The following is a 12,606-nucleotide window of genomic DNA, read 5'->3' as shown; positions in this document are numbered from 1 at the left end:
ATTTATAATACCCTTTTGGATGTTTATCTTATGGCGGTTATTTTCCTAGAATCAAAAGACAATGCAAAAATCAAACATTTGCGTGGGCTGATCGAGCTTAACAGCGCTCGAAAAAAACATCAGCAAACCGTTCTAGAAGGTACACATCTGTGCTTGGCGTGGTTACAGCAACAGAAAAAAATCTTTTCTTTATTTACCACTGAACAAGCCTTAGAACATCCAGACTTACAAGAGGTGATCAAACTCCATCAAGGTCACATCTTCGTTATCAGTGAAGTCCTGTATAAGGATTTAAGCACATTGGGCACCACCCTGCCATGTCTAGCGATTGTCGACCTACCCAAAACTGCTGCCACCATTGATTTTAATGCCGACACTTTAATTCTAGAAAATGTTCAAGATCCTGGGAATGTAGGAACACTCCTCCGCTCTGCTGCCGCTGCAAACATCAAACAGGTGATTTGCACACAAGGTTCAGCTGCACTGTGGTCTCCACGTGTGCTTCGAGCAGGTATGGGCGCTCATTTTAGTCTTCAATGTTTTGAAAACTTCCAGCTCACGGATATTCTGCCAAAATTTCAAATACCTGTGTTTGTCACCAGTTCACACCGCTCAACCAGCTTATACAGCAAGGATTTAACCCAAGCTTGTGTCTGGATTTTAGGCAACGAAGGTCAAGGTGCCAGTGATTATGCGTTAGCACATGCTCAAGCCGTAACGATCCCTCAACCGGGTGGACAAGAGTCCCTCAACGTTGCGATTGCAGGTTCAGTATGCTTTTTTGAAATGGTTCGTCAACGTCAGTAAAAACGTTAAATTATTTTAATTACGGATTTTTTACTGAGAAAATCAATTACACTACTAAAAATAATTGCTTAAGTTGTCAACGCGCCCACCATTTTCAACGTTATATGATTAATGAATTGGAATTAATGGTGGGTATCCATGACAGGATTTTCCATCTCTATGGATTTAGCACCGAAAAAGGCTCGAATTGAAAACAGTACTGATCGTAGTACTGTTGAACAACGTCTGCGTTTTTTTATGCAAGACGTTACAGGTCGTGCCTTGGTTATGATGGAAAGTGCAACGCAGGGACAACAAGGCATTGCGATGGATTTAGTGCAAGAAGCTTTCATTTCATTGCATAAATCATATGCTGATAAAAGTACTGAAGAATGGTATCCCCTGTTCTACACCATATTAAACAATAAACTCCAGGACTGGCGCCGCAAAGAAGCTCGCCGCGCTAGCCCATTCTCATTGTTTAAAAAAATTAGTTTAGATGATGACGAGGAAATCATTGACGTTGTAGATGAATCAACGCCTAATCCATTTGAATTTCTTGATCAGGAAGTCACGATGGAAGAAATTCAAGCAGCGATCAATCAGCTACCTGTTCGTCAACAACAGGCATTTATGCTCAGAGCGTGGGAAGGGTTCGACACAATGACCACAGCACAAATTATGGATTGCAGCGAAGGCAGCGTTAAAACGCATTACCACCGTGCAATTCAGGGACTCCGAATTGCTCTTGAGCATTTAAATCCACATACAGGAGGATCATCAGATGAAAAAAGATGAGTTCACGAACCATGTGACTTCCAGACTTGACCAACTTGCGAAAGAACAGCATCACAACAAAATGCAAGTGATGAATCATGTTCTTGATACGGTACAAAAGAAGCCAACTTCTTATTATAGTATCTGGAAAATGACAGGTTTTGCTGTTGCTGCTGCAATCATGGGAATTGTGGTTCTACCAAGCTCGTTACAGCTTGCTGATCAACCACAAAATCAGGTTGTCGTAAATCCAAAACTTTCGCCGCAAATGGTTGAAGACATGGAGATGTTATTGGTCTTAGGTGAGGATAAGGTTCCACATGGCAGCTAAAAAATTAGCACTTGTTGTGTGTACGCTCAGCTTATTACAAACCAGTTTTGCAGGTTCAGAACGCTTTTGGGTATTTTCTAAACCCAATAAAGCCACAACAGAAGAAGCATGGGACGACCTGTCGCCTGAAGAGCAACGTGTTTTAATTAAACGTTACCAAACCTTGAAAGAAGTTCCTACTAGCCAGAGTTCTCAACTTCAGCAAAGGATGGAATGGTTCACGCAACTGCCAGAAGATGAAAAACAAAAAATGCGCGATGTCTGGCAAAAGATGAGCACACAAGAACGCAATACATTGCGTAAACGCATGCAAAATGCTAGTAGCGAAGAACGGATAACGATTAGAGAAGAATATCTCAGTAAATATTCTGAGCATTAAATTTCAATTTTAAAGTTTATTGCAGTAAAAATAGCGCCATTTAGGCGCTATTTTTATATTTCGAGTTATTTACTTTTAAAGCGGCGATAAGCCAATAATCCCAATAAACCTAACACTGAGTAGAAACTAAAACTACCACCGCCACCACTGCTAGCAGAGCGCGTATCATCAGTCGTTGTTGCTGTGCTAATGGTTCGCACTGTCGCTACATTGGATGATACGCCATCAGCATCATAAACCTGATAGTTAAATGAGAAGTTAAATGGGTTAAATGCATTGACTTCTTGAACATAAATATTCCCACCATAACAAGTTTCTTTTTCATCAGGTGCAGGGCAAGCGCCTTTACGATCTGCCGTAATCCCTAGATCATTAACTGGAACATTGGTTAAGCGAATTGGTAATTCGACTCCTTCTGCATTCTTCCAAAACTGAGGTTTATTCGGATTCTTTTCTGGACCAGGACCACCCTCACCCGTATCACCATTGTCATTTGCAAAGTTCAATAAATTTAAACTTAGCTTTTGCGTTGCTTTATATTTGAAAGTTAAGGATGTATTTGTTACAACAGGTGCAATATTTACAAATGCTGCTCGAATTAAACCAGATGAACTTACTTGTGGGTTTGTTCCTGGTTTAGAGGTAATCGTATATTTACAGAAAATCTTATCGCCAGCTTGAGTTATGCTGTCATCTTTTCGGTAAAAAACAATTTGCTGTAAATCTTTATTCCAAGTGCATACCAAATTTTCTTTATCACTTGCATCTATATCAGTGACCGTATCATTGATCTGCCCTTTACCTAAAGGTTCTGCTGTTACATCATATAAATCTGGACTAAAGAACTGTAATTTATAACTACCATCAGCTTGCTGTACATCTTGTGGTAAAGGGAGTTGGTAATTTCTTAAATCAATATAAATTGCACGATAATGTAAATTTGCCTTGGTATATTGTAATAACTTTTGATATTGATCCAAACGAGACTTGTAATAGGTTAGGAAATCAGGATTATTTGGATTTTTTACCAAGTTATCAAAAAAGTCATATTGTGTTTGATAACTTGTAATCAAACCACTGATCGACGTATTCGTTAAATCCTGTAAATCACCCGCTGTAAACTTCATTAATTCAACTGAACCAATATCACAACGGTTACTTGCTTCAGGATCATAATATAAAGTGCCGTCGGTAAGACGAGCTAAACCACGCTGGTCGGTCAAACTACAATTTATGCCAGCAACATCTAATAAGCCAACTAATTTTGTATTCCCTTTATCATCGCTAGGCACGCGTGTCGCATTTTCTTTAGGGTAATACATTGGCAGGAATGCTGTATCAGCAGAAGCTTTTTGTAGAGGGCTTAATAGCGTGGCAAAATTAATCGCACTTACATTCAAATTGGTTTTATTATCTTTAAGAGACGCTTTCGGTACATCACACACATTGTTTACTGTAGAACTAGAACCATCTTCTTTTAGCGCAAGTGCGTTGTAAGCAATTCCAAACCCTACCCCCTCTTGATCAGCGACATTTCCAAATAAATATCGACAGGCATACGTATTACTATCCCCATTATAAGCAAGAACATTGAACTGTAATAATTTAGCACCAATTTTATCATACAGAAGCGTTGTAAAGCCTTTGTTTTCTACGATGGTATTACTTGTCAAACTTAAAATACTGGTTTTACTTAAAATACTGGAGTTATTATCTTCTACAGTTCCAGCTTTAGTGTCGCCAGTGAACTTAATCAGATTCCCCGTTGAATTGTTTACAATATTTTGTGCAATGGTATTGGTCGTTAAAGTTGCAGTTGATTCCCCACAAAACTCGATCATACTGCTTGAATTTTGCGAACCATTATCGATAAAACTGTTGGATGTTAAATTGACCGTACGTTTTGCATATGTAATATCATTAAAACAACTCATCGACAGTACACTGCCTTTATCCGCCTGATTTCCCTGAATCAGACTCTTATTCAATGTTAAGGTCGTCGAAGGGCCCACTAAAAAAATAGCGCCGCCCTCTTTTGCTTGAGAATTAAGAATTTGTGTACTTTGCAATGCAACATCAGCACCTGCATATATCGCACCACCAAAATCATTAGCGCGGCCACCAGTTAAAATCACATTGGTTAGACTTAAACCTTTTGCACCAAGCGTTGTATTAAAAATACGTGAATTTTCTGCTTTAATTGTTGTTTGCAATGGAATTTGGGCAGGATATTGATTTACTACATCATTGATAAGGACATTTTTTCCTTGCCAATCGACAGGACTTGCCCCCAAAATTGAAACACTCACATTAGGCGTCAATTCCTTTTTCAGGGTATATACACCTTTTTCTAGCTGAATAACCTTTTGCGTACTTGATAAGGTATCCGTTACAACACAACCACCGTAAGACACTCGATCTGCAGCTGTTTTCAATGCTTCACGCAACGAGCAGGCATTTGGATTTTCACCATCCTCATCCACAAATGTGGTTACCTTAATAGGCGTACTGCTGGTGGCAGCCAACAACGGCATAGTTGCCAAAACCATAGTTGCTAATATTGTTTTTCTATAATGTTTCATCTCATCACATCCCTGATTATGATTTTAAGCGGCGCAATCCTATTAAACCAAATAATGCCAAGATCGCCCCTAGACCAAAACTCCCTACATTTACAGTTTTACTTTTAAAATTGTTTGGTGGGTCTTGTACGATTGTTGTTGGAATATCAATAAAATAGTTTGATACATCATTAAAACGAGTTGTCGTCGTCATAACACGTAAGTTAAATTTATCTGCGCCATGCCAATCACTATCAGGAACGTAAGTCACATTGCCATCCTGATCAAGAGTTACTTTTCCTTTAGATGACGTTTGGGTTTGAATCACTTGCAAACAGCCAACTTGCCAAGGCTGACCATCCGAACGCTTACCTAATTGAGCCTCGCATGTGGCTGGATCTAACAATTCACCATCTAACAAACTCTCTGCAATACTGAATTTCGCAATTTGCCCATATAAAATATCTTGACCAACGATTGGAATCTCACCCCGGTTAACAACCAATTCAATTGCCCCCAAGTCACACAACTCATTAAAGCCCGTACGGCTTTTCCCTCGTTGATCAGTTGCTTCACAACTCGCCAAACTAAAGGTCGTACCATCACTATAAATACGTCCTTTATTCACAATGAGCGAATCCGATAATAGCTTATAAGAGGTAAGTAAACGCGGTTTAAAGAAACCCAGCATTTGATCTTTTGGCGTCGAGTATGGACACAATAATCCTTTTGCTGGAGGCGCGGCACATATCCCTTCATCATTTGTACCGCCAGCAATTAACGCTTGCTCAGGATCATTCTGATTCCACATAAAATTTGGTAAACGTTTTTCCGCATTACGATCACAGTCTGATGTGGTTAAATTGCTCTGTACAATGGTGGTATCATCTGAAGTGTTGACACAGTTCGTATTTCCATTCGCAACTAGAATACTATTCGATACATAAGCACTAGGGAACTCTTCAACTTTTGTTTCACCATTTGTAGTTGTAGTCACTTTTCGATTTAACGACTGTAAATATAATCCAGCAGCATTCTTAATAATCGTATTATTATTAAGGATCATGCCTTCGCGAATATTCGCTACATAACCACCTTTATTGTGAAAAATAGTGCTACTACGAATACCAGAAGATCTCCCAGTAAGTGCCCCCGCTATTGTGTCATTATTAAAGCCCGTTTGAACAAATAATAAAGCACCATTTGGCCCTGCTGCACCCTCATTGTCACGTATAACCGATTGTGTAATCAGGTACATCGGCATTTCACTATAAATGACTGCCCCCTGATCCGCTTTATTATTCTGCAAGATACTGTTATTAATAGAAACATAGCCTGCTGTGTTCTTCGCATCCGAAGCAACACCAGCATTATAAATAGCACCACCTCGATTTGCTGCTCCCCCCGTTAAACGAGAATATTGGATCGATAAATTTTCACGATTTAAAATCAAGCCACCGTCATTGACCTTATTTGAAGATCCTTGCAAATTTAGCTCAATTAAACCTACTAAGAGCAAAGCACTTTCAACATTATTATCATCAATTACAAAAAGACGATCAGTTCCCGCCATTTTAAGTGTCGCATTATTCAATCCTTTTTTATTGTCATTAAAACCATCACTGACTGCGGTGCGAATTGTCATCGCAGCTTTGATATTTAATGCTGAGTTAAGCTGATAGGTTTGATCGCGTTGTAAAATAATCGTACTGCTTGCATCTTTGTTACCACATCCGTGATAACCATTTTCAAATTCTTTTTGGCTTCTTTTATTTAAAAACTCGACAGCTTCTCGTAATGAACAAACGGCGTCATCTTTGTCTTCATCAACTAATGTTGTGACTTGAATATCCGCAGAATATGCATATCCAGTAACGGTAAATAAAGCACAGGCAAGCATCCGTTTGAGCATACCAATCTCCTTCTATTTTTCATTTTTCTTCGTCTTACAAACTAGCTGTTTGCAACCACATTCCTTTGTGCGTACTTTGTCATAGCTCTCAAAATTACTCAAGAAATTTTATACTATTGGCGATATTCATCAATCAATGCGTAAATTTGCTTAAGTGTTGTATTTGATAGCTTAGTTTTTTCGCCTTTCAGCATTTTTTCAAGCTGAGCCAGTCTTTGTAATAAAATCGAAGCCTGATGTGGCCCATTACTCAATAAATAGTCAACAATCTGCTGGTCAAAATGAATACCTCGGCGCGTCATCACCGATTGCAACAGGGCTTGTCGATCACTATAAGAACTACCATTGGGTACTTTAACACTGACGGCTTGGGTCAGCCTTGACTGTAAATCAGGTAATTCTAATTTTAATTCAATCGGCGCAACCCGAGAGGAAAAGACCAATTGCCCCTCATGATTATTCATCAAATGAAATACGGCTTTCTGCCAATGTGGAACGCCGCTGATTGCATCAATGTCATCCAAAGCCACCAGATCATAAAATTCTAATGAAGTAATGGCTTCAATCGGCGCATCTAATAATTCGAGTAATGAGACTTTAATTGCCGGGCGACCTAACTCCAGATAAGAATCACAAATCGCAGAAAGTAGATGACTCTTGCCAGTACCAGCCCCACCATAAACATAAAATCGGCTAACTAATCCGGCATGTAACTGTCTAACTGCGTCAACCACAGGCCCCCAACCCGGCCCCGAAAAATCACTGATTCGGGCATCGAGTTGTGGTTCTATATCCAGTTGGAGTTGACGCATATACTTAATTTTTTCCTCAATTACTTTAAGTCATTCGTGTTTGAAGTCTCTGTATCTTGAGAGTTTTTAATTTGAATATCAAGCTCTACATGACCTGTTTCAACATTTATATGCTTGGTTTCTCCTTCTGCCAGCACAACTTCTGTTGGCAGGCCATATAAACGACTTTTTTCATAATTGTCACGCGCATGTTTTAGCAGTACCACAATGACGGCTGCAACAGGCAAAGCGATTAACATGCCAAGGAATCCACCGAGTTGCGCCCCAGCAAGTACGGCAAAAACGACGGCAACTGGCGACAAACCAATTTTATCGCCCAATAAGAATGGTTGAAGAATATAACCTTCGACCATTTGACCAATCATAAAAACAACACCTACCAGCAGCAACTGTGTCCAGTCAAGTCCAAACTGAAACAGTGTTGCAATAACAGCAGCAATGATCCCGACACCAAATCCTAAATAAGGAATGATACTGGCTAGGCCAGCAATCATACCAATGATTAAGCCAACTTCTAACCCAATAAACTGTAAACCAACTGCATAAACAATTCCCAATAAAAGCATGACGAGGAATTGTCCTTTCACAAAAGCACCTAGAACACTATGGCACTCACGAACAATGGTTAAGGTAGAGGCTTCATAGGGACGTGGGATCAAACGTCTAAAGCTTTGTAACATACGATCCCAATCTAGCAAGAAATAGAAAGAGATGATCGGAATCAGCACAACCACACCGCCAATCTGGATAAAATTCAATCCAGACTGAGCAACCCTTAACGCCATGGTTTGGATACTATCCGCACTATAATTGGTTTGAATATAATCCATCAAAGCCTTGGTAATTTGATCAGTATCAATTTCCATTGGAACCACATTGAACGTATGTGATACCCACGGCAGGAAAGTTGCATTCACCCAATGAATACCGGCAGGAATGCTATCTCGAGCGTACATCAACTGTTTCCAAATCAACGGCACCAGGAACCATAAAACCATGGTCAAAGTGACACCAATACCAATAAAAACAATACTGATGGCTAACCAACGCGGCAATTTAATTTTTACAAGAACATCGACTAGCGGACTAAATAGATAAGCAATGAAAAAAGCACCGACAAAAGGGATCACAATGGGCTTTAATAAGTAGAGAACCCAAAGGAATAATGCGAGCCCCGCGAGGATAAAGATACGACGTAGTACCTGATCTTGCATAAAATCTAGCCTTTTTTCGTGTAATCGTTATAAATGAAAAAAAAATTTAATTAAAGATAGCATTTTCGAGCATAAATAACATAAGAGTTTCGTATATTCAGGTTATAATCTGCCGCCACTGCGGAGACTTCATTATGAGCAACTCAACTTCTACCTCAAATACTGGTTTAAGCTATAAAGATGCGGGCGTCGACATTGAAGCGGGCGACGCACTGGTCGATCGTATCAAATCTGTCGCTAAACGTACCACTCGTCCTGAAGTAATGGGCGGCCTCGGTGGTTTTGGCGCGCTATGCAAAATCCCTAAAGGTTATGAAGAACCTGTATTGGTTTCAGGAACAGATGGCGTAGGCACAAAATTACGCTTGGCGCTGAATCTCAATCGTCACGACACCATCGGTCAAGATCTCGTTGCTATGTGTGTAAACGACTTACTTGTTTGTGGTGCTGAACCATTATTCTTCCTCGACTACTATGCAACGGGTCATTTGAATGTTGATGTTGCAGCAGATGTAGTCACAGGTATTGGTAAAGGTTGTGAACTTGCTGGTTGTGCATTGGTCGGTGGTGAAACTGCTGAAATGCCTGGCATGTATGAAGGCGAAGATTACGATCTTGCTGGTTTTGCTGTGGGTGTGGTTGAACATAGTAAAATTATTGATGGAACTAAAGTGAAGTCTGGTGATGTACTTCTTGGTGTCGCATCAAGTGGTGCGCATTCAAATGGTTATTCATTATTACGTAAAATTTTAGATGTTAAGAATGTCGACTTAACTCAAATCGTGGATGGTCGCCCACTTGCCGACGTTGCAATGGAACCAACACGTATTTATGTCAAACCTGTGCTCGAACTGTGCAAACAAGTTGATGTACATGCAATGGCACACATCACTGGTGGCGGTTTACCGGGTAACTTACCTCGTGTTCTTCCAAATGGCGCACAAGCTGTCATTGATGAATCAAGCTGGGAATGGTCTGAATTATTCCAGTTGTTACAACGTGAAGGTAACGTAGAACGCTTTGAAATGTACCGTACATTTAACTGTGGCGTGGGTATGGTGATTGCAGTTGATGCCAGCGAAGCTGACAAAGCAATTGAAGTATTGAATGCGCAAGGCGAAAAAGCATGGAAAATTGGTTATATCCAAGAAAATGCTGAATCAGTTGAAAGTGCTGATGAAAAAATTCGCGTGATCTTTGCATAATGAGAATTGCGGTCCTTGTCTCTGGCAACGGTAGCAACTTACAGGCCCTGATAGATGCAAATCTGTCAGGGCAAATCATTGGTGTCCTCTCAAATAAAGCTGATGCATACGCATTACAACGTGCTGAGAACGCCAATATTGCGACCGCTGTGATTTCACATAAAGATTATCCAAATCGGGAAAGCTTCGATGAAGCCATGCACCAGCAGTTGTTAGCATGGCAAGTGGATTTAGTTATTCTTGCAGGTTTTATGCGAATTTTAACACCAAGCTTTGTGAGTAATTGGCAAGGCAAAATGTTAAACATCCACCCGTCTCTGTTGCCCGTTTATAAAGGCATCAATACACATCAGCGTGTATTGAATACAGGAGACCGCTTGCATGGCTGTACAGTTCATTTTGTCACGGCTGAACTAGATGCTGGACAAAGTATTGCCCAATCCGCGATTCAAGTCAGTGTGCATGATAACGTAGAAAGTCTGGCACGCCGTGTACACGAACTTGAGCATTTTATTTATCCTCAAGTGGCCGAATGGCTCTGTAATGGCCAGCTTAGCTGGAAAAACGGACAAGCCTATTTCAATCGAAAGCCTTTAGAACGACCAATTCAGTTTGGCCAGTTCTAAAATAAAAACGCATCCTTGGATGCGTTTTTTCTTTATTAAATCACCAAGCTTTTAATTTTATCGACTGTTTCCAGTGGATGCTCTAATGGGAACATATGCCCGCCATCCACGACAGAATAAGGAATTCCCAGTTTCTTTTGTGCGACTTGCGGGAACTTTTCTTTCAAGAAAACACTCTCTTGCCCCACCACCAAGTGCACTGGAACGGGCGGTTTTGGCATTGGCAACCACCACATGGAGGGTGTGGTTCTGAACATCGCCACTTCATCATCCTTAGGAATGGTCAGTGTTACACCACCATTTTGAGGATCATCTGTTAATGCATAATCAATATAAGCTTGAAAGCAATCTGGATCAAAGTGCTGATAGAAACCTCTCGTACCTAAAAGCTCCGCAGCTTGCTCACGCGAATCCCAATGATCCCGTCGACGTACCGACAAACCTGCAGGGGTAATTTTATCCACCAGCTTCGGTTTAAAGAGTTTAGCCAGATGAAATACAAACGAAGCTTTACCAATAATTAAGGGTGGATCAAGCATGATCACTTGTGAAAATAGCTCTGGACGACGATAAGCTGCCATCAGTGTCAAGACTGAACCTAATGAATGCCCTAAACCAATCACTTTACGCCCTTGCGCTTGCTGAACAATGCTATCAATCACTTGATCGACTAAATGCGCCCAGCCATGTGTGATTGGGTAACGCTTATCGGTTCCAATTTCAGCAACATAGATAATGTCATATTGATCTTTTAACTGATCAAACAGCTTTTGATAAACTTTAGACGGAACACCATTGGCATGGGCAAAATGAATCAAAGGTTTCATAAGCTTGTCTTTTATTTTCACTGATTGGTCAATTATCCTGCTCTACAAATGTATTGCAAATAAAAAGAAAAACTGTCCAGTTATTTTTAGAATAAAAAAAGGGCTGTGATCAACACAACCCTTTTGGAAATATTACTGCATTTTTGCGTTTTGTTGAGTCTCCAACTGTGCCGCAAGAGAACTACTAATCCCCTCACCAATTTTAGCGCCCATACGCCCCAAGATTGACTCGAATGGATTACGCTGCACCGTATAATCAACCTTTTGTTCAACTTTAAGGTCACGCATCAGTGTCGTTAAACTACCACTGCGATCAGCAACACCTAGTGCAATTGCCTGCTCACCTGTCCAAAACAAACCAGAGAACACCGCAGGATCATTTGATTTCAATCGCTTACCACGGCCTTCTTTCACTGCATTAATAAAGTGAGTATGAACATTATCCAATACGGATTGCACATGTTGCTTTTGTGCAGGGTCAATAGGCTTGGTCATGCTTAAGATATCTTTATTACTGCCTGAAGTTAAAGTACGATCTTCAACGCCCAACTTCTGCGCCAAACCACTCAAACCATAGTTCGGCATAATCACACCAATTGAACCCACAAGGCTGGATGGATTGACAATGATTTCATCCGCAGCAGAAGCGATATAGTAAGCACCTGATGCCCCCATATCACCAATCACAGCATAGACTTTTTTATCTGGATGCTGTTTTTTCAAATAACGGATTTCTTGCCAGATTTCATCTGACTGTACTGGTGAACCACCAGGCGAGTTGATATTGAGCGCAATCGCTTTACTACCACTCGCCTCGAAAGCACGCTTTAAGGCCTTATTGGTATCTTCACTATTGACTGTAGACTGACCTGCAGATGAATCAATGGTTCCCACAATATCAACCACCGCTAAATGATCACTACTTATATTGGTCGTTGATTTTTCTGTCGAAGTTGAACACCCTTTAGTCATTGCGATCAGGACAATCAAAAGATAGGCGAAACCTAGACATTTAAAAAAGATACTCCAACGACGGCTACGACGTTGTTCCTCAACAGAAGCTAAAACAGCTTTTTCTAAAATTTGCCATTCTTTGCCTGTCACATTATTACTATTTGTCGATTCGTTTTGTGGTTTTGGTGGCCAATCGGACATAAGATTCCAATCCAATATGTT

General features: G+C 40.4%; 12 protein-coding genes. 6 read left to right on the top strand and 6 right to left on the bottom strand.

Features of this window, described 5'->3' with window-relative positions; genetic code table 11:
- The first annotated feature begins 30 nt into the window (after positions 1-30).
- The 4 genes from F907_RS10220 (at position 31) to F907_RS10235 (ending at position 2,273) form a co-directional block, all read left to right on the top strand.
- The gene (locus F907_RS10220) at positions 31-807 is read left to right on the top strand and encodes a TrmH family RNA methyltransferase (protein ID WP_016652011.1); all 777 of its coding nucleotides are present in this window, start codon (positions 31-33) and stop codon (positions 805-807) included.
- A gap of 159 nt (positions 808-966) precedes the next feature.
- Complete coding sequence (locus tag F907_RS10225) at positions 967-1,584, top strand: RNA polymerase sigma factor (protein ID WP_016652010.1); 618 nt, start codon at positions 967-969, stop codon at positions 1,582-1,584.
- Entirely contained in the window at positions 1,571-1,894 is a 324-nt protein-coding gene (locus tag F907_RS10230; RefSeq protein WP_005274069.1) for a hypothetical protein, read from the top strand. The genes F907_RS10225 and F907_RS10230 overlap by 14 nt, the downstream gene beginning before the upstream one ends.
- Complete coding sequence (locus tag F907_RS10235) at positions 1,884-2,273, top strand: DUF3106 domain-containing protein (protein ID WP_016652009.1); 390 nt, start codon at positions 1,884-1,886, stop codon at positions 2,271-2,273. The genes F907_RS10230 and F907_RS10235 overlap by 11 nt, the downstream gene beginning before the upstream one ends.
- A 65-nt stretch (positions 2,274-2,338) precedes the next feature.
- On the opposite strand, the gene F907_RS10240 is transcribed toward F907_RS10235, so the two are convergent.
- The 4 genes from F907_RS10240 to cxpE form a co-directional block, all read right to left on the bottom strand.
- Positions 2,339-4,855: a CSLREA domain-containing protein gene (locus F907_RS10240; RefSeq protein ID WP_016652008.1), complete on the bottom strand. Its 2,517-nt coding sequence runs from the start codon at positions 4,853-4,855 to the stop codon at positions 2,339-2,341.
- Positions 4,856-4,871: 16 nt separating this feature from the next.
- Positions 4,872-6,746, bottom strand: a complete 1,875-nt coding sequence (gene rbtA / locus F907_RS10245; protein ID WP_016652007.1) for a rhombotarget A — start codon at positions 6,744-6,746, stop codon at positions 4,872-4,874.
- Between the two features lie 113 nt (positions 6,747-6,859).
- Positions 6,860-7,558, bottom strand: a complete 699-nt coding sequence (locus F907_RS10250) for a DnaA ATPase domain-containing protein (protein WP_005274057.1) — start codon at positions 7,556-7,558, stop codon at positions 6,860-6,862.
- 20 nt (positions 7,559-7,578) lie between these two features.
- Entirely contained in the window at positions 7,579-8,772 is a 1,194-nt protein-coding gene (gene cxpE, locus F907_RS10255; protein WP_005274054.1) for a chloramphenicol efflux transporter CxpE, read from the bottom strand.
- A 134-nt stretch (positions 8,773-8,906) separates the two neighbouring features.
- Here cxpE and purM point away from each other — a divergent pair, with 134 nt between their 5' ends.
- Both purM and purN read left to right on the top strand, forming a co-directional pair.
- Positions 8,907-9,977, top strand: coding sequence for a phosphoribosylformylglycinamidine cyclo-ligase (gene purM, locus F907_RS10260; RefSeq protein WP_016652006.1), 1,071 nt, complete (start codon positions 8,907-8,909; stop codon positions 9,975-9,977).
- Positions 9,974-10,603: a phosphoribosylglycinamide formyltransferase gene (purN, locus tag F907_RS10265; RefSeq protein ID WP_171067829.1), complete on the top strand. Its 630-nt coding sequence runs from the start codon at positions 9,974-9,976 to the stop codon at positions 10,601-10,603. The genes purM and purN overlap by 4 nt, the downstream gene beginning before the upstream one ends.
- Before the next feature lie 35 nt (positions 10,604-10,638).
- Here purN and F907_RS10270 read toward each other — a convergent pair whose 3' ends face one another.
- Complete coding sequence (locus tag F907_RS10270) at positions 10,639-11,430, bottom strand: alpha/beta fold hydrolase (RefSeq protein ID WP_016652005.1); 792 nt, start codon at positions 11,428-11,430, stop codon at positions 10,639-10,641.
- A 132-nt stretch (positions 11,431-11,562) separates the two neighbouring features.
- Complete coding sequence (gene sppA, locus F907_RS10275) at positions 11,563-12,585, bottom strand: signal peptide peptidase SppA (RefSeq protein WP_016652004.1); 1,023 nt, start codon at positions 12,583-12,585, stop codon at positions 11,563-11,565.
- Between the last annotated feature and the right edge of the window lie 21 nt (positions 12,586-12,606).

It is taken from the genome of Acinetobacter colistiniresistens (genome assembly GCF_000413935.1).
GTDB classification, from domain to species: domain Bacteria; phylum Pseudomonadota; class Gammaproteobacteria; order Pseudomonadales; family Moraxellaceae; genus Acinetobacter; species Acinetobacter colistiniresistens.
This window is presented reverse-complemented; position numbering and strand designations above follow the sequence as displayed.